A 22266-nucleotide genomic window follows, 5' to 3' on the forward strand; every position below is an offset into this window, starting at 1 on the left:
GCTTGTAAATTGGTAGCAAGATTATTCGCTGTAATTAAAAGACAAACGCCATACGTTTCAATTTTTTTACAAAATTTTTATCAAAAAAATTTGGTTATGTCTTAGAATACGAATGAAGGGTTGGCATTGTGTTTTGGTCCCGAGAAATCGGGAGAAGCAATCTTTCCGATGCACGTTTCCATTGTGTTGTCTGTGTGGTGGAGATTGCTTCTTTTTTATCATTTAGATTGTTCTAATGTAATAGATAAAAAGCAATACAAATAATTAAAATAAGTTTGAAATTTTTATCAAAATAAACAAGTACGTTTTTTAGTTTTGCAAAGGGCTCTTTTTACAAAAATATTAAGCCGTATAAAAGTAACTAAATTAGACATGTGCCATTTATATTTTGCCATAATCTTAAGATAGGTTAATAAAAGAATGGCAATTAAGGCTGTCCATATTTGTATTTGGACGGCGTTTTTGCTGGTACCCACAAATGATTTAATTTTTAAGTTCTGTTTTATAAGCCCCAAAAAAACGTTTCTATTTCCCAGTGTTGTATGTAAACTTTGGCAACTGTTGATGCTGTCCAAGAAAAATTATTAGTCAAAAAAATGAGTTTATTTCTGTTTTTTTCGTCCCAATAAGCTACCCATTCACAATAAAATGTTTCAAATAGCTTATAGGTGCGATGTTCGTTAACGTAAGCTATCGTCGATTTGGACGAAGCTTGACTACAACCTAAATGAACTATATTGCCCGTTATACTCCTTAAACCATTCGATATATCATGCACAGAACCCGCCTGACCAAAATGACAAAAAAGCAAACTTACCAGATGTGTCCAACTATTTATCTTTTTGCTGTATTTATCAGCTTCGTATTGTTTTACAATTTTTTCAAAAATATTTCTCGGAAGTATATTTATTATTTGAAAAAATATATTTATCTTTACCATAGGAGTGGGTTTTATTGGCAACATAAAATTACTTCATTTTTGAAGTCTTACCAACTTCTACTTTTTTAATTTTTAAAAATTATTTTTGGACGGACGTGCTATAAAAAGGGGCTCATTGAGAGTCCCTTTTTTTATTTAATAAATTGACTTAATTTATTGGCTTGTGCTTTAAAATCATCGATTATTTCTTGAACAACATCTTTTGCTGGTAAAATGTTATTTATCAGCGAAATATTTTGCCCAACTTCGAGCATTCCGTTATCGACATCACCATCGAAGATACCGAGTTTCGCTTTATTTTCGCCTTCGCCAAGCATTTGTTTAAGTTGTTCGGGGGTTGCTCCATTTGTTTCGGCTTGTTCAATTTTTTTATAGAGCTCATTTTTGTATAAACGTGTGGGAACAGTTTTTTTTAGTATAAGCATGGTGTCGCCTTCTTTTGCTTGTATAATAATATTTTTAAAATTTTCATGCGCCGATGATTCAAACGTAGCGATAAATCGTGTACCTATTTGTACGCCTTCTGCACCAAGAGCAAAAGAAGCTAACATCTGACTCCCATTAGCAATACCGCCTGCAGCTATAACAGGAACATTAACTGCTTTTATTACCGATGGTATTAATACCATTGTGGTTGTTTCTTCGCGTCCATTATGTCCACCAGCTTCAAATCCTTCGGCAATAATAGCATCTATTCCAGCTTTTTCTGCTTTTTCAGCAAATGTAGTACTTGATACGACATGAATAACTTTTATACCTGCATGTTTAAGTTTTTCGGTATAAGTTTTTGGATTACCAGCCGATGTAATTACAACTGGAACTTTTTGTTGAATGCAAATATCAATAAATTCGTTACTAAATTTATAGAGTAGGGGAATATTGACTCCAAATGGATGTTTTGTGGCTTTTTTGCATCTTTCAATATGTTCAAGCAAAAGAGCAGGGCTCATAGACCCTGCTCCTATAACTCCTAAACCTCCGGCATTACTAACGGCAGATGCTAATTTCCATCCGCTTACCCAAACCATTCCTCCTTGAATAATAGGATATTGAATACCTAATAATGAGGTAATTCTATTATTTTCGAACATTACAATTTTTTATATACGATAGAAGTTAACGTTTTATCGTCACCACCCATATTTACGGTAAGTCCGTAAGGTCTGTCGGCGGGAATATTGATTTGAGCATCGCCGGCTTTTCCTGTTAACTGCTCCCAAATAGTAACAGCTTGATGTACGCCGGTAGCTCCAACCGGATGCCCCCAACCTATTAAACCACCTGTTGTATTAAAGGGGATGCGTCCATTACGCGATGTATTACCCTCTAAAATAAAATCGGCACCTTTACCATATGGAGCCAGTCCCATTGCTTCAACTGCCATTATACCAGCAATTGAGAAACAATCGTGGCATTCTACAGTGGCTATTTGTTGTATGTTGATATTGGCCATTTTTAAGGCTTTTTCAACTGCTACTTTAGTGGTGCTTAATTGCGATGGTTCTATAGGTGGTTGGGTAATATTTTCAATAGCTTGACCAATTCCAATAATTTCGACAGCTTCTTGATAAGACTTGTTGAGCTTTTTTAATCCTTCTTCTGATACAACCAATAGTGCAGATGCGCCATCAGAAACTTTTGAGCAATCGTATACCGTTAAATTATCTAAGAATACTTTTGGATTTGGCTCTACCATTGCAACAGCTTCAGGGTCGGGCATAGAGTTGTGGTATTCTTGGGCAGTGGGGCATAAACGTGCATTTTCAATAGCATTTTTATACCAACGTGCCATAGCTTTACGTGTATGTTCACGTCCAAATTTTTCAAAATATTTTCCTGCTCTAAAACTAAATTGACCTGGGAAATAATGGGCATGACCATTTTTTCGATCTTTATGCCAGCCTGCGCCTGCAAGAATATCGGCACCATAAACTGCTTTTACAGTATTTTGTACTTCTACACCAACCACAAGAACAATGTCGGCGGTTTCGGCTAAAATTGAACGTATAGCTGTACCAAGAGCTAATCCGCCTGAGCCACATGCACCTTCTACTCTAACAACTGGTATATAGCGAAGTTTTTCGTCGATAAGTGGAATGAAAGCGGCTAAATTGGCTTGTTTGTTATAACGTGCAGCCATAAAATTGCTTATTACGGCTTCGTCTATTAAAGTTGCATCGCTAATTTGATTGATAACTCCTTTACCTGCTTCTGAAATATACTCTTCTAAGCCTGGACGATCTTTTTTAGGGTTAAATTCTTTTCGACCGGTTCCTAATGAAATAGTATTATATCCTGCAGTAATAAATACACGTTTTCTTAATGCTTTCATATATCATTAATTTAATTAGTTAAAATAATTATTAATTGGTCCATAAGCATGGAAAAAGCCTGTCATGAGAACTTTATTAACATCATCATCGCATTTGGCTACACCCGAGGCTACTAAGTGTTTACCTATTTCTTTCGATTTACTGCCATATATCTTTGCTAAATTTGCACCAAGTGATTGAAGTTGATGCAATTCTTGAAACATTTGAGCTAATTGTTCATCTTTATTTTTGGCTGCAACTACAGTTTTCCATGCTACTGTATGACTAGGTTTTTCACCTAATTTTTGATCGCATTCGTTTTGTATTTGTTCAACAGGAATATATTGTTTTGAATGTATGTCGAAAATAGCTGTAATTTTGCCTTTCTCGTATTTTAAAAATCCATCTTTTTGTGAACCATCTGAATATTGACCGCCTTTTACACCTATTGATAACATTTGCTCGAGAAGGGGGCATGTTATATTTTCGTTTGCGAGATGCTTGTTCATAACACTCATAATAAATGAGCATACATCAATACCTACGTAATCAATAAGTTGAAAAATACCCATAGGTCTAACTAGCAATTCTTGGCTAACTTTGTTAATCATATATACAGCTTGTACAAAACCATATTCTTTTTCAAGTTTATGTACTTCATTTGCAGCGTGAATTATATCGCGCATAAAATGACCGTTACCAATAAAGCCAACAACATCGTTCGATTCAACAATTATCTTCTTTAATTTAGAAGCTAATTGCAATGAAAATTCGCGTATTTCGGGAAGTGTATTTTTAGCTTCGATAAGTTCCACTAATTTTTGAACAGCAGGAGGATTATAAAAATGATAACCAATGATTCTACCGTTTAATTGTGCTTGTTCATTCAAATATTGTATTGGTATAGACGAGGTGTTAGTAAAGAACCAAGGATTGTTTGGATTATTTTCGTTTATCTTTTTAAAGATAGTAACTTTAAGTTCGGGGTCTTCTTTTATGGCTTCGAATATACAGTTTGCATTGTAAGCAGATTCTATTAGCGTTGAAGGGCGAATAACTGAAATTACGTGATTGATATATTCTTCTATCATTTCGCCATTTTCAACTAAATCCATTCTATTTTTATAAATTTCTCTAATCCAATTAATTTTTTTTTCAGCAATTTTTACAACCTGTGTGCGGACATACTTTAATAGACCTGTTAAGGCTTCTTCGGATACATCAATGGCATAAATGACAAAAGTTTTACCACTGTTTTCGGGTAGTAGGCTTAAATCTGCCACTTCTACTGCATTGAGTAAAAGAATTCCGCTTCCCATTTTTCCAGCTGCACCAAGTACAGCTACTTTTTGCATTCTTTCGTTATAATTCATATTATAAAATATTTGTTTGTTATTACCAATTAGGTTTACGTTTTTCTAAAAATGCTTTCATTCCTTCGGTACCTTCATTTTCAAAAAGTGAAGAGAACGCTTTAAGTTCTATTTCACATCCTTCAGCAAAGTTGGTATTAAATCCTTTTCGCGTTGCCCATTTTACTTGTTTAATAGCGTTAGGTCCTTTTGATAAGATTTTGTTGGCTATTGCTTTTGATTCTTCTAATAAATTCGAAGGTTCTACTAATTTTTGTACTAAACCTATTCTATATGCTTCTTGTGCGCTAATATTATCTGCTGTAAGCAGCAAATATAAGGCATTTCCTAGTCCTACTAAACGAGGCAACCTTTGTGTACCAGCATATCCTGGTGTTAAACCTAAATTAACTTCGGGTTGTCCAAATTTGGCTTCGGTTGATGCAATTCTGAAATCGCAAGCCATTGCCAATTCGCATCCGCCACCTAATGCATAACCGTTGACAGCAGCAATGAAAATAATAGGCATGTTTTCTAAACGTGTAAAAGTATCTTGTCCCTTTTTACCAAATTGGTAGCCTTCTTGTTGATTTTTGTTTGACATTTCGGCAATATCTGCACCGGCCACAAATGCTTTGCCTTCACCTGTTAAAATAATGACACGTAGGTTATTATCTTTTTCAACAGAATCTAAAAAATGATTAAATTCATCGAAAAAAATGCTATTTAAAGCATTTAAAGCTTGTGGTCGTGACATAGTCACAATACCTAACTTACCTTCAAATTCTACTTTTATTGTATGATAGTTCATATTTCTTGATTTTACACAAACTTACAGTCTTTTTTTGGGATTAGCAATAAGTATAAATATTTTTTTGATAATTTAGTTCTTAAAATTCAGAAGTAAAATAAAATTCGATATCGGGGAAATTTTCTTGTGCCATTTGCAGCGAAAAGGCCGAATCGGCTAAAAAAACATCTCTACCATATTTATCTTCGGCTAAAAAAGCAGTTTTTCGTTTTTTAAATTCTTCGATTTGTTTTTTATTTGAACTTTTAAACCAGCATGCTTTATAAAGTGGTAAATTTTCATACCTACAGCTTGCATTGTATTCGTGTTCTAATCGAAATTGAATTACATCAAATTGCAATGCACCCACGGTGCCTATTATTTTACGACCATTGAGTTTATGAGTAAATAATTGGGCAACACCTTCGTCGGTTAATTGTTCTAGCCCTTTGGCTAATTGTTTGTATTTAAGAGGGTCTGTATTTTCTACATATCTAAATAATTCAGGTGAAAAGCTAGGAATTCCAATAAAATTGAGTTTTTCACCTTCGGTTAAGGAATCACCAATTTTAAAATTACCAGTGTCGTAAACACCTACAATATCGCCCGGATATGCTTCGTCAATAACAGATTGTTTGGCTGCCATAAATGAAGTGGGATTGCTGAATTTATAGGTTTTATTTGATGAAACATGCAAGTAATTAGTATTGCGCTTAAAAATTCCACTGCATACTTTTATGAAAGCAATTCGAGCTCTAAATTGAGGGTGAAGGTTGGCATGAATTTTAAAAACAAATCCGCTAAATTTGGGCTCATATGGAGAAACTTCACGTTCTTGTGCTTGTGAATTTTTGGGCGAAGGAGCTATTTCGAGGAAATTTTCGAGTAATTCTTTAACGCCAAAATTGTTGAGAGCACTACCAAAAAATACTGGTGCAATATTTCCTTTTAAATATTCTTCACGTGAAAATGTAGGAAAAACATTACGAATAATTTCGACATCTTCGCGAAGTTTTTGGGCATTTTCTTCTCCTAGTTCTTTATCGAGTAAATTACTTTGCATGCTTGAAATTATTATAGGTTCTTGCGCAACTTGTTTGTCTTCGCCTTGAAAAAGATACAGTTTATCGGTAAGTAATTGGTAAACCCCTTTAAAATTTTTTCCCATGTTGATAGGCCAAGTGATGGGAATACATTGTATTTTGAGTTTGTGTTCAATTTCATCGATAACGCTAAATGGGTCTTGTCCTTCGCGGTCGAGCTTGTTGATAAAGAATATAGTTGGTGTTTTTCGCAATCTACAAACATTGCTTAATTTTTCGGTTTGAGTTTCTACACCTTTGGCTATATCAACAACAATAATAACGCTATCTACAGCTGATAAAGTACGATATGTGTCTTCAGCAAAATCTTGGTGTCCGGGTGTGTCGAGAATATTTACTTTATAATTATTGTATTCAAAACCCATTACAGAGGTTGAAACAGATATACCGCGTTGTTTTTCTATTTCCATAAAATCGGAAACAGTGGTTTTCTTAATTTTATTCGATTTTACAGCTCCAGCAACATGAATAGCACCACCAAATAATAATAATTTTTCGGTTAAAGTGGTTTTACCTGCATCGGGATGACTTACAATGGCAAATGTTCTTCTACGGTTAATTTCTTCCTGTAAATTCATATTTTTTTATTTAAAAGTAAATATAAGGTTAATGAAAAAATTCCATAATGTAGCTGCGCCTATGGCAAAGAGTTTTGAAAAATAAAATTTCCAATTGAGTTTTGATACCAAGAAATATAAAACAAGTGTGTTGATAAGAAGCCCAATAATTGCTACTAACAAAAATTTAGCATATTCTCCTAATATTTGTGGATTATGACTAGTGAAAGTCCATATACGATTTAGTATATAATTTGAGCTTGACGCAACTATAAAACCAATAGCATTGGCGATGTATTGATTTACTTTTAGTATATTTCGGAATAAATATGTTAACGAAAAGTCTATTATTAAACCCGAGAATCCTACAATGCTAAACTTAAAAAATTTTATTATTAATTCGAAGTAATAGTCCATAGCTATTTGCTTTTAGGAATTAAGCGATTATTTATTATAGCATAATCGTATATTTGAATAATTGCCTTTAGCATATCTTCCATTTTTTTTTGAGTTTGGGTAGAATCTTTGTATAAAAGATTATTTTTTAACAATGAATCATTCGAAAATCGATAAAAACCATTCGTTTTATTCCCATTAAAAAGTAGTAAATAGTCAGAATTTATTAATTGATATTCGCCATTTATGTAATTAACAGCAAAATGAGGTGCAGTGGTATCCCAAATACATTTTCCAAACGAAAAAATGGTATCCTTTATTCCTAATAAGTATAAAGTTGATGGAAATAAATCGGCATGTTGTGCGGTGGTATTTATAGACCCTTTAAAATTGGGATGTGATGGAATAAAGAAAGCAATAGGAACAGAATAAGAACCAACTTTATTAAAATAAAAATCACTATGCGATCCAAATACATGGTCGGCAGTAATAATAAATATAGTGTGTTGATACCATTGTGTTTTAGATGCAGCATTAAAAAATTTTTTTAATGAAAGGTCGGCATAGGCTATACTTTGTAATATTTCGTGTTCACCTTTAGGGAGTGTATTTATATATTTATCGGGCACTTTATATGGATGATGGGATGATAAGGTATATATAACACTAAAAAAAGGAGTTGGTTGATGGTCGAATTGTGTTTTTACATATTGTAAATAAGGTTCATCCCATATGCCCCAGTTGCCGTCATAATCATTAGGGTTAGGATATTGCCAACGCCCAAAATAATTTTTTATACCAGACATTGACGAAAATACATCGAAACCCATTGTACCATTGGTGCCTCCGTGATAAAACGAGGTGTAATAGCCATTTTTGTTAAGAACGAGAGGCAACGATTTAATTTGATTGGATGAAAATGGGCTTAAAATATAAGGTACATCCATGAGTGATGGTAAACTCGTTAATATTGAAGGTAATGACTCTAAACTTTTACGACCATTGGCATATGAATTGGATATTACCATAGACTGATGCAATAAACTATCTAAAAATGGAGTAAAACCTTTATTTTTAGGACTAAAATATCCAATATGTTCTTTAGAAAAGCTTTCTAATATGATTAAAACAACATTATAATTCTTAAAAGCATTATTATTTGTAGGAATTATATATATTGGTTGAAAATATTTTTCAGGTACATCGAAGTATTTATGTATGTTTGGTATTGTTTTCCCATAGGTTTTAATAATAGAGAAGGGAGTATTTAGAACCAATGGAACATCATTTGTATTCGCATATAACGAAGCTGATATTATACTTACGGGTCTTAAACGTGTACCTCTTAATATAGTAAAAATACTTCCAAAAACAAAAATCCAAATAATACATAAAAGAAAAATGTTGGGTAAGGTTAAATGAGGTTTTATAGATATTGATGGGTATTTAATAAAACGATGTGTTTGATAAAGAATAAAAATAATTAGAATAAAAAACAGTACAATATACCAAAAATCAATTATAAATTGAGGTAATAAAATCCAAACATCATTGCCAGTGCCAATAAGATTAAAAAGATCGGCAGTAGAGCGTTTTAAAGTGAATTCGAAATATCGAATATCAATGAGATTAAATAAAAGCAATATGCTATTAATGATAATGTAATAAAATTTAAAAAAGTTGTTTAGATTTTTTTTGATAGGAATAAGTGCCCAAATTATTTCGGGTAAATTGAATAATAGAATAACCCAGGCATCAAATCTAGTGCCCCAAATAAAAGCCCGAAATAAGTCATAAAATGGGTCATTACTAAAATAACTATGATTGTATAAAAAGAATAAAAAGCGTGTAATTTGGTATAAAATAAATAACACCAAAATCCGTAACAAAGTGATTTTCAGTTTTTGATAAACTATATGCATATAAAAAAAGCTACCTGCAAAGGTAGCTTTTTTTATTATTAATAATAAGCATTAAAAACGTTCATAATGGTCTATGACAATATCGTTTTTAATAACTTCCCATGTTGAATCGTTCCAAGTTACAGTTCCATAAGGGCTATATCTATATTTATACAAATAGTATTTAACTTCAAAACTTGGATCTATGCTATCGAGTATTTTGCTGTCGCTTATAAATTGGGTAGAGTTTGCATTCGTTATACCATATAAATAACGTACATTGTTTTCAAAAAATGGTGTTTTTTGGTCGGGTATGGTTATATGATAATAATTATCAGAATTATCCCATGCAATCATACCATATATTCTAAATCCTTGTTTTGCTCCCATTTTAGGGAACCACAATTTTAAATTAGTGGTATTGTCTACCGATAAATCAATGGAGTTAACAATAGTATCATTAACAATACTTTCGTTTGAAGCATTCACTCTAAGTTCATAACGTGTTGCATATTGTTCGGCATCGTTTTTTACAATCACTGTACGTGTTGCAGTTCCAGTATTACCAGCAGCATCTTTGCATGTGTATATAACATGGTATGTTCCTGCTCTTTTGGTAGTACCATCGCCATTAGCAGGTCCGTTTATTTGAACGTCGTGTGTCATGGTAAGTTTATTAGTAATATCTTTGTCTTTATTATCATCAGCTGTTGCTCCAGGGTCTTTAAAATATTTTCCTAAGCTAACTGTCATAGGATTATCACCTTTAAGAAAAATAAGAGGAGCTTGTTTATCTTTTGGTTGACAAGCTATAAGGCTTATTAAAATTACAGCAAAGAGACCGATTCTTTTCATACAATGAATATTTTTTCTAATTTGAGCAAAGATAGAAAAAAAAAGCGATACTTGTATTTGTTTAAAAACATTTTTTTTTGTGTAAAAAATCATTCTAAATCTTGAATTCTTAAAGCTATATTTGCAAAAACATTTTGTTAGTATGGAAATAACTCATATAGAACACATTGGAATTGCAGTTCAAAATCTGGATGAAGCTATTCAGTTTTATGAAAACAAATTAGGTTTAAAATGCTATTCAATCGAAGAAGTTAAAGATCAAAAGGTTCGAACAGCCTTTTTTATGATTGGTCAAACCAAGATTGAATTATTAGAGTCAACCGATCCCGAAGGTCCAATTGGTAAGTTTATTGAAAAAAAGGGGGAGGGAATTCATCATTTAGCTTTTGCAGTTAAAAACATTGAACAGCAACTCGATAATTTAGCGTCTAATGATGTTAAATTAATTGATAGTAAACCTCGTAAAGGAGCTGAAGGATTAGACATTGCTTTTTTACACCCCAAATCTACGTTTGGAGTATTAATGGAAATCTGTGAAAACAAACAAAACAAATAAAACATGGCAAGCATTCAAGATAAAATTAAAGAATTGCTCGAGCTAAGAGACAAAGCTCGAAAAGGTGGTGGCGAGAAACGTATAGAATCGCAACACAAAAAAGGTAAGTTAACAGCACGCGAACGTATTGATATTCTTCTCGACGAAGGAAGTTTTGAAGAATTCGATATGTTTGTTTCGCATCGCTGTATCGACTTTGGTTTAGACAAAGAACAATATTTATCCGATGGTGTTGTAACGGGTTATGGTACTATCGATGGGCGTTTAGTTTATGTATTTTCTCAAGATTTTACAGTTTTTGGTGGTTCATTGTCCGAAATGTATGCGGCTAAGATCTGTAAAATCATGGATCAAGCAATGAAAGTAGGAGCACCGATTATCGGTATTAACGATAGTGGTGGTGCTCGTATTCAAGAAGGTGTAAAAAGTTTAGGTGGTTATGCCGAAATTTTTGAGCGTAATATTTTAGCTTCGGGCTTGGTACCACAAATTTCTGCCATATTTGGACCTTGTGCTGGTGGAGCAGTATACTCACCTGCATTGACAGACTTTATAATAATGTCCGAAAACACAAGTTATATGTTTGTTACCGGTCCTAAGGTTGTTAAAACCGTTACCGGCGAAGATGTAACAACAGAACAACTAGGTGGACCCAAAGTTCATGCATCTAAATCGGGCGTTGCTCATTTTATTAGTAAAACAGAAGAAGAAGGATTGTTGCTAATTCGTAAACTAATAAGTTATTTGCCTCAAAACAATTTAGAAGATCCACCTGTGGTGCCTTGCGATGATCCTATTAATAGAATAGAAGAAGCATTAAACGATATTATTCCCGATAATCCTAATAAACCCTATGATGTTAAAGATGTTATATATTTAGTCGTTGATCATGGCGAGTTGTTAGAAGTGCAGCGTGATTATGCACCTAATATTGTAGTTGGTTTTGCTCGTTTCAATGGTATTCCTGTTGGTATTGTTGCCAATCAGCCCAATTATTTAGCTGGAGTTCTAGATATTGCAGCAAGCCGTAAAGCAGCTCGTTTTGTAAGATTCTGCGATGCATTTAATATTCCAATAGTTACATTCGTAGATGTTCCAGGATTTTTACCGGGTACAGGTCAGGAATACGGTGGCATTATATTGCATGGTGCTAAATTGCTTTATGCATATGGCGAAGCCACTGTTCCAAAAATAACTATAATATTACGTAAAGCATATGGTGGTGCTTACGATGTTATGTCTTCTAAACATTTACGTGGTGATATTAATTATGCTTGGCCTACTGCCGAAATCGCTGTTATGGGTCCCAAAGGAGCAATAGAAATATTACACAGCAAAGAAATTGAAGAAATAAAAGACGAACATGCTCGTGCTATTTTTATTGCTGAAAAAGAAAAAGAATACCGTCATAAATTCGCAAATCCCTACAATGCTGCAAAATTTGGTTATATTGACGATGTTATTGAACCACGTAACACTCGTTTTAGAATAATTCGTGCATTACAGGCACTATCAACCAAAAAAGAAGTTAACCCACCCAAAAAACACTCTAACTTACCATTATAGTGGAGGATGTACCTATGATAATAATGCTTCAGAATAATATAGCCGAAAAAAGTCGCTTTTTTATGGAAAACGATCCACAAGGAATAATATTAACTATTATTGCTATGGGGGTTGTTTTTTTAGCATTAACGCTTATTTATATCTTCTTTCATAATTTTGGAAAACAATTCAATCGTTTTGCAGAACGTAAAAAGCTCATTAAAGAAGGTAAAATAGATGAAGCTGAAAAAATTGAAATAAGTCATTCTGGCGAGCTAAATGCAGCGATTGGATTAGCTTTATATTTATATCAAAATGAACTTCATGATATGGAAAGTTTTAAAGTTACCATTAATAAAGTAACTAAAAACTACTCTCCTTGGAGTTCAAAAATATATGGATTAAGAAGATTCCCTAAAACATATTGGAAATAAAAGTTATGAAAAATTTTAAGTTTAAAATAAACGGAAACGAATACGAAGTGGAAATTCACTCCGTAGAAGGAAATATTGCCGAAGTAGAAGTAAATGGCAGTATATATAAGGTAGAAATTGATAAAGAAATGCAAGTAACTAAAACGCCTAAATTAGTACGTCCAGTAAGTGTACCATCTACCGATACACCAAAAATTGAAGAACATAAAACAATACCGGCTCCAACTTCTAAAGAAGGCCAAAAAATACTATCCCCCTTACCAGGCGTTATTCTTGATGTTTTAGTTCATAAGGGCGATAAAGTGTCGATTGGTCAAAAAGTTGCTATACTCGAAGCAATGAAAATGGAAAATAATATCGAGAGTGATATTGAAGGAACCGTTATTGAAGTTAAAGTGAATAAAGGCGATTCCATTATGCAAGGTGATGTTATTGTTGTTATTGGATAAAGCTTACAATTATGACAACGAATACATATGAATTTTTATTGCAGCAGTTAGAAACCTTTTGGAGTTATACTGCATTTTATAATTTAACTTGGGGTCATATAATAATGATAGTTATTGGTTTGCTTTTTATTTATCTTGCCATAACTAAAGAATATGAACCTTTATTGCTTATACCAATTGGATTTGGAATAATTATAGGCAATATCCCTTTTGCTAATGCAGAACATATTCTAGCTACCGATCCACTAAATTTAAAAATTGGTACTTATCAAGAAGGAAGTGTAATGTATTATTTGCGATTTGGAGTTTTGCAAGGCATTTATCCGCCATTAATTTTCCTTGGTATTGGTGCTATGACAGATTTTTCTACACTTTTAAGTAACCCTCGATTAGTTTTAATCGGTGCGGCTGCTCAACTTGGTATTTTTGGTGCGTTTGCATTGGCATTATTATTAGGCTTTGCTCCAAACGAAGCTGGAGCTATTGGTATTATTGGTGGTGCTGATGGTCCAACTGCCATATTCTTATCGTCTAAATTAGCTCCAGAGTTTATGGGGGCTATTGCAATTTCTGCATATTCATATATGGCACTAGTTCCCGTAATTCAACCACCGATTATGCGTTTATTAACCACTAAAAAAGAACGCATAATTAAAATGAAACCTCCTCGTGCTGTTAGTAAAACAGAGAAAGTTCTTTTTCCTATTGTAGGATTACTGTTAACTACATTTATTGTTCCTAGTGGCTTACCATTATTAGGATTGTTATTTTTCGGAAATTTACTCAAAGAAAGTGGTGTTACCAAACGTTTAGCAAATACAGCTAGCGGTCCATTGATTGATATTGTAACTATATTAATAGGTATTACAGTAGGTGCATCTACTCAAGCAGATGTTTTTTTACGTAAAGAGTCTGTATTGATTTTTGCATTGGGTGCAGCTTCTTTTATTATTGCAACTGCTGGTGGTGTTTTGTTTGTGAAATTTATTAATTTATTTTTAAGCGAAGGAAATAAAATTAATCCTCTAATAGGTAATGCAGGTGTTTCTGCTGTTCCAGATAGTGCAAGAGTATCTGAAATTATTGGTTTAGAATACGATAAGAAAAACCATCTTTTAATGCATGCTATGGGACCTAATGTAGCTGGCGTTATTTGTAGTGCTGTTGCAGCAGGAGTATTATTAAGCTTTTTGTATTAGAAAAATATTTTATATCTTTGCAGTCATTAAAAATGATGGTTCCGTAGCTCAGCTGGATAGAGCAACAGCCTTCTAAGCTGTGGGTCGCGCGTTCGAATCGCGCCGGAATCACTTTTAAAAGCCCTTTTTAAAAGGGGCTTTTTTTTATATTTTTATTGCCAAATAACGTGTTAGAAAAAAAACATACTTGTGTGTTGGTAATTGCTACTGTTTTATCTGGTTTTTAAGCTATCTACATTTGTTTGATGCCCATTTGAATAGCCACTACAAAATATAGACGTTGTTAAAATAAAAGTCAATATCAAATTATATGGGTTCATTTTTCAAGAGGCGAAATCTGTTCAAATACTTCTTTTTGGTTTATAATTGAGCCTGGGTTTAATCCAGGTTCGCCTTCAGGAATTGGCTGATGCATTTTATTAAAATATTCAATCCAAGCGGGAAAATAGTTATGGGTTTTAGGCTCTTTGAATGTCATTGGCGATAAATTGAAAATGGGTTTGTTTGAGTAGAAATATAAAAAGTAAACCAATTCGCTGCAATAATAAGCATCGTTATGGATGTTAAAAACTGTATCGTATGGTTTACCAATATACTTTTCGATTTCTTTTAAGGTAGGCAATTTATACTTGGGTTTAAGTCTTCCAACATATATATTCTTAGTTCCGCTTCGGCTAATAAATGTATCGAGTGGAGTGAGATAAACACCTTTGCTTATGGCTTCAGCAACAACCCATTGCTTTTGCTCGTTTTTAATAAGAATGCCGACATGAGCAAAGTGCATTCCATTGTAAGCAGGCGTAACTGCTTCAATAGCATCGCAAAAATTACCACAACTTAGGTGTTGAAAAAGCAAATCTCCTTCTTTTAGCTTCTTATTCTGAGCATTTAATAATAATGATGTAAATAAAAAAATGCTATAAATAAAAATTTTTATTATTTGTTTCATTTTAACGTTTTTTGTAATAGTAATCAAAACAAATTGGACAGATTGAATGACTTACATTTTGTGGCATTTTTTCAACAAATGCAGGAACCCAATCCCAGATTTGTTTGTCGCTATTTCTTTGAGTTTTTCTGCAATTACAGCATTGTACTACAAAACCATCTTCTTGAGTATAAGAATAATCAGTATTATAGGTATCATGTATTTTTTTTTCAACTTTTAGAGAATTAATAATTACTAAACCTTTATTATTTTTCAATGGATATACACTTTGATGGTATTCACGATAAATATTTGAGCTAGAACATTGATAATCATGATGCCAAACTTTTTTTGTATGTAATATATATTGGTATTTTTCAAAATAATACTTTGAAACGATTTCAGTCATGCCATCAAATATATTTGTACCAATTTTGTATTTTGATGAAATTATAGGTTCTCCATTATTTTGTTTCGCAAAATTAAACCATGCTTGATTGAAATATATTAATTCGAAATTATTGGATATGGCATAAACCGAATGTGCAGACTCTTCTAAAGTATTAAAATCGAAATTTTCTAAAATAGTTAAAATACCATCAATAAAACGTTTTTGCATATTTTTTTATGCAAATGTATTTTTTTTTCGAATAAAATCAAAAAAAGAGGCTGTTGTTTACTCAGCCTCTTCCATTTTTACGAAAAAAAAATTGATTTTTTCTATATTTCTTCGGTTTCAACAACTTTGGCTAAAATATCGCCGTAAGGTAGAAATAAATATTTTTTACCTTCAAATTCTACTTCGGTACCACTATATGCTTTATAAATAACCGTATCGCCAACTTTAACTTCGGCGTTTTCGATGGTGCTCATGTTAATAATTTTACCCATGTTGGGTTTTTCTTTTGCTGTATCGGGAATAATAATACCCGATGCGGTGCGTTGTTCTTTTTGTTGTTCGCTTAAATCGATAATTACCTGTTGGTTAATTGCTTGTAACTCTTTCATAGGCTTCTATTTTTTTGCAAAATTAATTAAATTTCTAATAATTGTTTTAGCTTAGGTTGATCAAAACCAATAACCCATTGTCCGTTGATTTCGGTTTGTGGAACTCCCTGCTGTCCTGTGCGTTGTACAAGTTCTTGAGCGGCTCTTGCGTCACGTGAAACATCTACATCGGTGAAAGGAATACCATTTTTTCGTAACCATGCTTTTAAGGTATTGCACCATGAGCATGTTGGTGTAGAATAGACAGTTACGCGTTTAGGAGCTTTACCTTCGGCTTTTGATTTGGCTTGGTAAATGGCGCTGGTAAAAAGTCCATGCAAAAAATCTGCATCTTGACAGCCTTTTACTGTGCTTATCATTTCACCATTTTCAAAAATTAAGAGGGTAGGGACTGAGGTTATTCCATACTCCGGATGAATGTCGCGTACTTTAGTTACATCGGCAATGTAAACATGTAAATGTTCGTTGGTAGCTGTTTTTTGTAGATTACTCAAGGCACACATACTTTGTTCGCTTCCTTCTTTGTATAGAAGCAAATAGGCTTTGTCTTTGCCTTTTAATTCCTCTTTGAGTGATTGTAACGATGGTATATTTTTCATAGGCTAAAGTTTTTTAATCTCTTTTACAATCATATCCTTGGTTTTAGCACCTACTAAGCGTTTCACCTCTTTGCCATTTTTGAAAATAATAAGGGTTGGAATACCTTTAATATTAAATTTGGCTGCAAGTGGGCGTTGTTGGTCAACGTTTACTTTAAAAACTTTGATGGGTAGGGTTTCGTCAGAGGCTAAGTCGTTTAAAATAGGCATCATCATTTTACATGGCATACACCATTCAGCCCAAAAGTCAACAACGGCAATACCCGATTTAGTATGTTGATTGAATGTAGTGGCAGTAAGATGTTGAATTTTTGGATTTTCGGCAACTGCCGGAGCTTTTTTTAAGCGTATATAATTGTAAACATTAAGTCCTACAAATAATATTACAATAACAAGTATGATAATCAGTACAGTGGTCATATCTTTTAATTTGTTTGATGAATAAACTCTGAAACAGCCATAGCGGCAACAGTAGCTTCGCCAACAGCAGTTGTTATTTGACGATATCGTTTTTCGATGCAGTCGCCAGCTGCATATACACCTTTTATATTGGTTTGCATGTTTTTATCTACTATTATTTCATTACGTTCGTTGAGTTTTACATGGTTTTTAAGAAATTCAGTATTGGGTAAGTAGCCAATAAAAATAAAGACTCCATCGGTTTTAAAATCGGTAATTGTTTGATTTTGTAAGTTTTGAATTTTAACACCTTCTAACTGCTCATTTCCATAAATTTCGGCAAGAGTCGATTGTAGAATAAAATGGATTTTAGGATTTTTTTTAGCTTCTTCGACAATATGTGGAAAAGCTTGAAAATAATCGAACTGATGTACTATTGTAACTTTACTGGCATATTTGGTAAGTGAAATAGATTCTTCAATGGCAGAGTTACCGCCACCAACGACTACTATTTCTTTATTTGTAAAGAAGTCGCCATCGCAGGTGGCACAATACGATACTCCTCTGCCTTTAAATTCTTCTTCGCCAGGAATTTGCAGATTTCGAGGGCGACCGCCCGGTGTTAAAATAACCGATTTAGCGGTAAATTGTGTATTATCGCTTAAAGTTATAGTTTTTATGTCGTTGTTTAGGCTAAGGTCTTTTATTTTTACATTTGTTTTGATTTCGCAACCAAAGCTCAAAGCTTGTTTTTTCATTATAGAAGCGAGTTGGTATCCGCTAATATTTTCAACACCAGGATAGTTGGCTATTTCGTGAGTTAAATTCATTTGCCCACCTGCCATGCCATCGCTCAAAATAAGGGTTTTTACCTTTGAGCGGGCAAGGTAAATACCGGCAGTTAAGCCTGCCGGTCCTGCACCAATAACTATTGTATCGTACTGATTCATAATTTACTTAGAAAATTCTTTATCGAGTATTGCTTTTATTTGCTCTTTAGATTGAATGCTTGAAGTGGCCTTTACTACTTTGCCATTTTTGTAATACATGGTAAAAGGTAATCCCATGAATCCTCTGCATTCGGGTGCATTTCGAATAATGTGCGATTCGGGATTGTCAAATTCCATATCGTAGAATTTAACATGTGGATACTCTGGCTCAAGTTCTTCCATAGCTGCATAAACAGGTACGCACATGGGACCCATACGTCCGCAACATACCATTACGTTTTCGTTTTCATTGATGATTTTCTTTAAATCATCGGCTGTTTCGATGTGTTTTAAATTGGTGTACAACATAACATTTATTTTTTTTGGTTTATGATTCAATAATTCTTATTTCATAAGTAAATTCAAGAAATTTTTTAAACATATACGAAACGCCGCAATACTTGTCTTGTGAGAGTGTTACTGCTTTTTCGAGCTTAGAGCGGTCGAGGTTTTTACCTTTAAATTCATAAATAAGGTGCATTTTGGTATAATGTTTAGGATGTTCTTCGGTCATATCGGCTTCAACTTCCATATTAAATGATTCGAGCTCTACTTGCATCTTTTTAAGGATAGCTACGACATCCATGCCAGTACAACCCGAAACCGAGGCTAATAATAATTCTTTAGGACGTGGACCTTTATTTTCGCCACCAAAATCGGGAGCGGAGTCCATTGTTACAGGTAAATCGTTTACTTTTGCTTCAAAAGCCATTTTACCTAACCAAGATGTTTTTACTGTGTGTTTCATAATTAATTTTTCTTTTGCAAAGTTAGACTTAAGTTTTCCTCAAAATTACTTTTAGTCTATGATTTAGCCAAATAAAAAAGTTGAGATAGATTAGTTTTTTATGTATAACGTACTTATAAAATCTTTTTGGCAAAATGCTATGTATTCTATAATATTGAGGATTTTTGATTTAAGTTCGATGTTTTTTTCAACTTAAACAACTACCTTTGTATATGTTTTTAAGTGAACTTACTATTCAGCAGTTTAAAAATATTAGTGAGGCTCATATAGAGTTTTCACCTAATTTGAATTTTATTTATGGTGAAAATGGAGCCGGCAAAACAACTATTCTCGATGCCATTCATTATTTATCTATTACAAAGAGTTTTTTAAATGCCAACGATAACGAAAATATTAAATCAGGTAGCAACTTTTTTCGAATTACGGGTGTATATAATGTTCATAATTCTTTTGAGGAGTATAGTTGTATATTTAAAAGTGAAGGCCGAAAACAATTTAAATATTTTTCAAAAGATTATAATCGACTTGCCGATCATATTGGTAAATTGCCATTAGTGGTTATTTCTCCATTAGATCATTTTATTATTTCTGAAGGTAGTGAGTTCCGTAGAAAACTTTTGGATGCAACTATCTCGCAATACGATAAATTTTATTTATCATATTTAATAGAATATAACCGATTGATTAAACAACGAAATGCACTTTTAAAATCAGAACAGTTAATACATGTAAAAAACGAAATGCTCGATATTATCGATTCACAGTTAGAAAAGCCTGCTTCTTATGTTTTTAATATTCGAAAAAAATTTATATCAACTATATTACCCATATTTTTAAATACTTATATGAACTTGTCTCAAAAACAAGATGAAGTTGTTTCGTTAGAATATAAAAGTTCATTGTTCGATAATTCGTTATTTGAATTATTAAAACAAAATCGATTAAAGGATATTCAAGCAGAAACAACTACCATAGGAATTCATAAAGATGATATTATATTTTATTTAAATAATAAGACGATTCGTTATTATGCTTCTCAGGGGCAACAAAAAACTTATTTAACTGCAATTAAATTAGCAATTTTAAAGTATTTTAAGCAGCATAACGAAATTCCAATTCTTTTATTAGACGATATTTTTGATAAACTGGATGAAAAACGAGTAAACCATTTAATTAAGACTGTGATTAATGAAAATATTCAGGTTTTTATTACACATACAAATTTAAATCAATTCGAAAAATTGGAAAAGTCGAGCGATTTTTGTATTTTTGAAGTAACAAATGGGAAAGTAAATGAACTCAAAACACCGAAGGGATAATATGCGCACGATAGGCGACGCAATTCGCGAGTTAATAGATGCATATCACCTAAACGATAAACTATTGGAAACCAAAATTATAAATGCATGGTCAGAGGTAGCTGGCATGTATATTTCAAAAAATACTCAAAAAATATATATAAATGATCATGTGCTTTTTGTAAGTATTTCTTCTTCAGTATTAAAACATGAGCTTAGCATTGCTCACGACGATTTGCTCGATCAACTAAATTCACTTGCCGGCAAGGCTTATTTAAAAAAAATAGTTTTTCTATAGGTTTATAAATATATTTTTTTAATAAGTATATCTCCCAATTCAATGAATTTTTACTAAAAAAATATTCGTATCTTTGCCAGCCAAAAAAAAAAACACAGTTCTAAAAATATGATAAGTCGTCGATTATTACGGTTAAAGATTATGCAAATGATATATGCCTATTTTCAACGAATGGCAGGCGACATAAACCAAACCGAAAAAGAATTATTTGAAAGCATCCATAAAACTTATGAACTTTATCATTATATTTTTTTACTACTAATAGATTTAAAATTTTTTGCTGAAAAAAAAATCGAAATTAGAAAAAACAAGTTTTTAAAATCGAATAAACCCGAAGAAATAAGCGAAAACCTTGTAAACAATAAACTAATTAAGTTAATAGAGCAAAATTATTTATTAACGACGTTTTTAAACAACAATAAATTTAATTGGCAAAATTATACTAATGTTTTATCATCTTTATACGATGATTTAGAAAAAAGACCTGAATTTGTTCAATATCAATTATTGCAAAATCCTAGTTTTAATGATGATAAAGAAATTGTTCAATATTTCCTTGCCAATATAGTAATAAATTCTGTTGATTTTAATCAACTATTAGAAGAAATTAGCTTATATTGGAACGACGATTTAGAATTTGTAGTTTCGAATGTAATAGCTACCATCGATAAATTCACAGAAGCAAAAGGTTCTCAAAATTCACTTCTGAAAATGTATAAAAATAACGATGATATTGAATTTGCCAAAAATTTATTTCGTAAAACCATTTTAAAGCACAACGAACACGCTGAAATTATTCAACGCTTTCTAAAAAATTGGGAATTAGAACGTGTTGCTCAACTCGATATTATATTGCTAGAAATGGCTATTACAGAGCTTTATCATATGGAAGAAGTACCTATAAAAGTTACTTTAAATGAATACATAGAATTGTCAAAATATTATAGTACCGAAAAAAGCAGCACTTTTATAAATGGAGTGCTCGATAAAATTGTTCACGAAGGCAAATCTGACGGAACCATTGTAAAAAAAGGTAAAGGTTTAATAGGAGAACAAATGCCATAATTAACATTGTTTAAAATAATAAAAGTTTTTTAAAGAGAATTTATTATTAACTTCGCAAAAAAAAATATGAAACAGATAGGTGTTTTAGCATTTACCATTCTATTATTTTTAGGTGCTTGTCAATCAAGTGATAAAACACAAGTTGATACAGATTTGATTCAAAATCCTTTAACAGCCGAAGGGGATATCGATACTACTACGCTTCCAAAATTTCAATGGAAAGAAATGGTACACGATTTTGGAGTGATTGTTCAAGGTGAGCGTGTTTCATATACTTTTACTTTTAAAAATGTTGGAAAATCAAATCTCATAATATCTTCTGTACATGCTAGCTGTGGATGTACGGTACCTAAGTACGATTCAGCTCCAATAGCACCAGGAAAAGAAGGCAAAATCGAAGTTGTTTTCGATAGTTCTGGTCGTAGCGGCATGCAAAACAAAACAGTAACTGTACTAGCAAACACGCAGCCAAGTGCCGTTGAATTACATTTTACAGCTGAAGTTGTAGTTCCTGAAAATCGCTAATTATTAACTTAAATTTATAT

At 32.6% G+C, this 22266-nt stretch carries 26 protein-coding genes, 1 tRNA gene and 1 pseudogene; 10 read left to right on the forward strand and 18 right to left on the reverse strand.

Translation table 11 applies throughout. The features are described from left to right. Positions 1–502 precede the first annotated feature (502 nt). From HPY79_04910 to HPY79_04950, 9 genes are all read right to left on the reverse strand, one after another. Entirely contained in the window at positions 503–964 is a 462-nt protein-coding gene (locus HPY79_04910) for a DUF4372 domain-containing protein (GenBank protein NSW45135.1), read from the reverse strand. 107 nt (positions 965–1071) lie between these two features. After that, on the reverse strand, positions 1072–2031 hold the full coding sequence (locus HPY79_04915; protein ID NSW45136.1) for a DUF561 domain-containing protein: 960 nt from the start codon (positions 2029–2031) through the stop codon (positions 1072–1074). Continuing rightward, the gene (locus tag HPY79_04920) at positions 2031–3272 is read right to left on the reverse strand and encodes a 3-ketoacyl-CoA thiolase (GenBank protein NSW45137.1); all 1242 of its coding nucleotides are present in this window, start codon (positions 3270–3272) and stop codon (positions 2031–2033) included. The genes HPY79_04915 and HPY79_04920 overlap by 1 nt, the downstream gene beginning before the upstream one ends. A gap of 15 nt (positions 3273–3287) precedes the next feature. Then, positions 3288–4625: a 3-hydroxyacyl-CoA dehydrogenase family protein gene (locus tag HPY79_04925; GenBank protein NSW45138.1), complete on the reverse strand. Its 1338-nt coding sequence runs from the start codon at positions 4623–4625 to the stop codon at positions 3288–3290. A 22-nt stretch (positions 4626–4647) separates the two neighbouring features. Continuing rightward, positions 4648–5415, reverse strand: coding sequence for an enoyl-CoA hydratase/isomerase family protein (locus tag HPY79_04930; protein NSW45139.1), 768 nt, complete (start codon positions 5413–5415; stop codon positions 4648–4650). A 79-nt stretch (positions 5416–5494) separates the two neighbouring features. After that, positions 5495–7075: a peptide chain release factor 3 gene (locus HPY79_04935; GenBank protein ID NSW45140.1), complete on the reverse strand. Its 1581-nt coding sequence runs from the start codon at positions 7073–7075 to the stop codon at positions 5495–5497. Between the two features lie 6 nt (positions 7076–7081). Continuing rightward, positions 7082–7471, reverse strand: a complete 390-nt coding sequence (locus HPY79_04940) for a GtrA family protein (protein NSW45141.1) — start codon at positions 7469–7471, stop codon at positions 7082–7084. A 2-nt stretch (positions 7472–7473) separates the two neighbouring features. Further along, on the reverse strand, positions 7474–9327 hold the full coding sequence (locus HPY79_04945) for a sulfatase-like hydrolase/transferase (protein ID NSW45142.1): 1854 nt from the start codon (positions 9325–9327) through the stop codon (positions 7474–7476). A gap of 96 nt (positions 9328–9423) precedes the next feature. Then, entirely contained in the window at positions 9424–10206 is a 783-nt protein-coding gene (locus tag HPY79_04950) for a DUF5011 domain-containing protein (GenBank protein ID NSW45143.1), read from the reverse strand. Positions 10207–10348: 142 nt separating this feature from the next. Here HPY79_04950 and mce point away from each other — a divergent pair, with 142 nt between their 5' ends. The 6 genes from mce to HPY79_04980 all read left to right on the forward strand — a co-directional run bounded on the left by mce (position 10349) and on the right by HPY79_04980 (position 14500). Then, positions 10349–10762, forward strand: coding sequence for a methylmalonyl-CoA epimerase (gene mce, locus HPY79_04955; protein ID NSW45144.1), 414 nt, complete (start codon positions 10349–10351; stop codon positions 10760–10762). Positions 10763–10765: 3 nt separating this feature from the next. Continuing rightward, positions 10766–12328: an acyl-CoA carboxylase subunit beta gene (locus HPY79_04960; GenBank protein ID NSW45145.1), complete on the forward strand. Its 1563-nt coding sequence runs from the start codon at positions 10766–10768 to the stop codon at positions 12326–12328. Positions 12329–12390: 62 nt separating this feature from the next. Then, the gene (locus tag HPY79_04965) at positions 12391–12741 is read left to right on the forward strand and encodes an OadG family protein (protein NSW45146.1); all 351 of its coding nucleotides are present in this window, start codon (positions 12391–12393) and stop codon (positions 12739–12741) included. A gap of 5 nt (positions 12742–12746) precedes the next feature. Continuing rightward, the gene (locus HPY79_04970) at positions 12747–13190 is read left to right on the forward strand and encodes an acetyl-CoA carboxylase biotin carboxyl carrier protein subunit (protein NSW45147.1); all 444 of its coding nucleotides are present in this window, start codon (positions 12747–12749) and stop codon (positions 13188–13190) included. An 11-nt stretch (positions 13191–13201) separates the two neighbouring features. Continuing rightward, complete coding sequence (locus HPY79_04975) at positions 13202–14389, forward strand: sodium ion-translocating decarboxylase subunit beta (GenBank protein ID NSW45148.1); 1188 nt, start codon at positions 13202–13204, stop codon at positions 14387–14389. 37 nt (positions 14390–14426) lie between these two features. After that, positions 14427–14500: transfer RNA gene (locus tag HPY79_04980), tRNA-Arg, on the forward strand. A 205-nt stretch (positions 14501–14705) separates the two neighbouring features. On the opposite strand, the gene HPY79_04985 is transcribed toward HPY79_04980, so the two are convergent. From HPY79_04985 to HPY79_05025, 9 genes and pseudogenes are all read right to left on the reverse strand, one after another. Then, entirely contained in the window at positions 14706–15338 is a 633-nt protein-coding gene (locus HPY79_04985) for a hypothetical protein (GenBank protein NSW45149.1), read from the reverse strand. A gap of 1 nt (position 15339) precedes the next feature. After that, positions 15340–15936: a hypothetical protein gene (locus tag HPY79_04990; protein ID NSW45150.1), complete on the reverse strand. Its 597-nt coding sequence runs from the start codon at positions 15934–15936 to the stop codon at positions 15340–15342. 101 nt (positions 15937–16037) lie between these two features. After that, complete coding sequence (locus HPY79_04995) at positions 16038–16325, reverse strand: co-chaperone GroES (GenBank protein ID NSW45151.1); 288 nt, start codon at positions 16323–16325, stop codon at positions 16038–16040. A gap of 26 nt (positions 16326–16351) precedes the next feature. After that, positions 16352–16684 carry an NrdH-redoxin gene (locus HPY79_05000; protein ID NSW45152.1) on the reverse strand — a complete coding sequence of 111 codons (333 nt, stop codon included), beginning with the start codon at positions 16682–16684 and terminating at the stop codon, positions 16352–16354. Then, positions 16643–16924 (reverse strand): annotated as a pseudogene (locus HPY79_05005) (NrdH-redoxin). Before HPY79_05005 ends, HPY79_05000 begins: the two are co-directional and overlap by 42 nt. Before the next feature lie 3 nt (positions 16925–16927). After that, complete coding sequence (gene trxA / locus HPY79_05010; GenBank protein ID NSW45153.1) at positions 16928–17344, reverse strand: thioredoxin; 417 nt, start codon at positions 17342–17344, stop codon at positions 16928–16930. A 5-nt stretch (positions 17345–17349) separates the two neighbouring features. Next, positions 17350–18273: a thioredoxin-disulfide reductase gene (gene trxB / locus HPY79_05015; GenBank protein ID NSW45154.1), complete on the reverse strand. Its 924-nt coding sequence runs from the start codon at positions 18271–18273 to the stop codon at positions 17350–17352. 3 nt (positions 18274–18276) lie between these two features. Next, a complete protein-coding gene (locus HPY79_05020) occupies positions 18277–18621 on the reverse strand; it encodes a thioredoxin family protein (protein NSW45155.1) in 345 nt (114 codons plus the stop codon). A 19-nt stretch (positions 18622–18640) separates the two neighbouring features. Continuing rightward, positions 18641–19060 carry an OsmC family protein gene (locus tag HPY79_05025; GenBank protein ID NSW45156.1) on the reverse strand — a complete coding sequence of 140 codons (420 nt, stop codon included), beginning with the start codon at positions 19058–19060 and terminating at the stop codon, positions 18641–18643. Between the two features lie 212 nt (positions 19061–19272). On the opposite strand from HPY79_05025, the gene recF reads away from it, so the two are divergent. The 4 genes from recF (at position 19273) to HPY79_05045 (ending at position 22246) form a co-directional block, all read left to right on the forward strand. Continuing rightward, positions 19273–20379 carry a DNA replication and repair protein RecF gene (gene recF / locus HPY79_05030; protein NSW45157.1) on the forward strand — a complete coding sequence of 369 codons (1107 nt, stop codon included), beginning with the start codon at positions 19273–19275 and terminating at the stop codon, positions 20377–20379. A gap of 1 nt (position 20380) precedes the next feature. Continuing rightward, on the forward strand, positions 20381–20656 hold the full coding sequence (locus HPY79_05035) for a DUF721 domain-containing protein (protein NSW45158.1): 276 nt from the start codon (positions 20381–20383) through the stop codon (positions 20654–20656). Positions 20657–20764: 108 nt separating this feature from the next. Continuing rightward, positions 20765–21721 carry a transcription antitermination factor NusB gene (gene nusB / locus HPY79_05040; protein NSW45159.1) on the forward strand — a complete coding sequence of 319 codons (957 nt, stop codon included), beginning with the start codon at positions 20765–20767 and terminating at the stop codon, positions 21719–21721. Positions 21722–21787: 66 nt separating this feature from the next. Beyond that, positions 21788–22246: a DUF1573 domain-containing protein gene (locus HPY79_05045; GenBank protein NSW45160.1), complete on the forward strand. Its 459-nt coding sequence runs from the start codon at positions 21788–21790 to the stop codon at positions 22244–22246. The last annotated feature ends 20 nt before the right edge of the window (positions 22247–22266 follow it).

Source organism: Bacteroidales bacterium (assembly GCA_013314715.1).
Taxonomy (GTDB): domain Bacteria; phylum Bacteroidota; class Bacteroidia; order Bacteroidales; family GWA2-32-17; genus Ch61.

Coding starts and splice junctions, on each gene's coding strand:
- HPY79_04910 (NSW45135.1), bottom strand. CDS start 964: ATGTTGCCAATAAAACCCACTCCTATGGTAAAGATAAATATATTTTTT.
- HPY79_04915 (NSW45136.1), bottom strand. CDS start 2,031: ATGTTCGAAAATAATAGAATTACCTCATTATTAGGTATTCAATATCCT.
- HPY79_04920 (NSW45137.1), bottom strand. CDS start 3,272: ATGAAAGCATTAAGAAAACGTGTATTTATTACTGCAGGATATAATACT.
- HPY79_04925 (NSW45138.1), bottom strand. CDS start 4,625: ATGAATTATAACGAAAGAATGCAAAAAGTAGCTGTACTTGGTGCAGCT.
- HPY79_04930 (NSW45139.1), bottom strand. CDS start 5,415: ATGAACTATCATACAATAAAAGTAGAATTTGAAGGTAAGTTAGGTATT.
- HPY79_04935 (NSW45140.1), bottom strand. CDS start 7,075: ATGAATTTACAGGAAGAAATTAACCGTAGAAGAACATTTGCCATTGTA.
- HPY79_04940 (NSW45141.1), bottom strand. CDS start 7,471: ATGGACTATTACTTCGAATTAATAATAAAATTTTTTAAGTTTAGCATT.
- HPY79_04950 (NSW45143.1), bottom strand. CDS start 10,206: ATGAAAAGAATCGGTCTCTTTGCTGTAATTTTAATAAGCCTTATAGCT.
- mce (NSW45144.1), top strand. CDS start 10,349: ATGGAAATAACTCATATAGAACACATTGGAATTGCAGTTCAAAATCTG.
- HPY79_04960 (NSW45145.1), top strand. CDS start 10,766: ATGGCAAGCATTCAAGATAAAATTAAAGAATTGCTCGAGCTAAGAGAC.
- HPY79_04965 (NSW45146.1), top strand. CDS start 12,391: ATGGAAAACGATCCACAAGGAATAATATTAACTATTATTGCTATGGGG.
- HPY79_04970 (NSW45147.1), top strand. CDS start 12,747: ATGAAAAATTTTAAGTTTAAAATAAACGGAAACGAATACGAAGTGGAA.
- HPY79_04975 (NSW45148.1), top strand. CDS start 13,202: ATGACAACGAATACATATGAATTTTTATTGCAGCAGTTAGAAACCTTT.
- HPY79_04985 (NSW45149.1), bottom strand. CDS start 15,338: ATGAAACAAATAATAAAAATTTTTATTTATAGCATTTTTTTATTTACA.
- HPY79_04990 (NSW45150.1), bottom strand. CDS start 15,936: ATGCAAAAACGTTTTATTGATGGTATTTTAACTATTTTAGAAAATTTC.
- HPY79_04995 (NSW45151.1), bottom strand. CDS start 16,325: ATGAAAGAGTTACAAGCAATTAACCAACAGGTAATTATCGATTTAAGC.
- HPY79_05000 (NSW45152.1), bottom strand. CDS start 16,684: ATGATAAGCACAGTAAAAGGCTGTCAAGATGCAGATTTTTTGCATGGA.
- trxA (NSW45153.1), bottom strand. CDS start 17,344: ATGACCACTGTACTGATTATCATACTTGTTATTGTAATATTATTTGTA.
- trxB (NSW45154.1), bottom strand. CDS start 18,273: ATGAATCAGTACGATACAATAGTTATTGGTGCAGGACCGGCAGGCTTA.
- HPY79_05020 (NSW45155.1), bottom strand. CDS start 18,621: ATGTTGTACACCAATTTAAAACACATCGAAACAGCCGATGATTTAAAG.
- HPY79_05025 (NSW45156.1), bottom strand. CDS start 19,060: ATGAAACACACAGTAAAAACATCTTGGTTAGGTAAAATGGCTTTTGAA.
- recF (NSW45157.1), top strand. CDS start 19,273: ATGTTTTTAAGTGAACTTACTATTCAGCAGTTTAAAAATATTAGTGAG.
- HPY79_05035 (NSW45158.1), top strand. CDS start 20,381: ATGCGCACGATAGGCGACGCAATTCGCGAGTTAATAGATGCATATCAC.
- nusB (NSW45159.1), top strand. CDS start 20,765: ATGATAAGTCGTCGATTATTACGGTTAAAGATTATGCAAATGATATAT.
- HPY79_05045 (NSW45160.1), top strand. CDS start 21,788: ATGAAACAGATAGGTGTTTTAGCATTTACCATTCTATTATTTTTAGGT.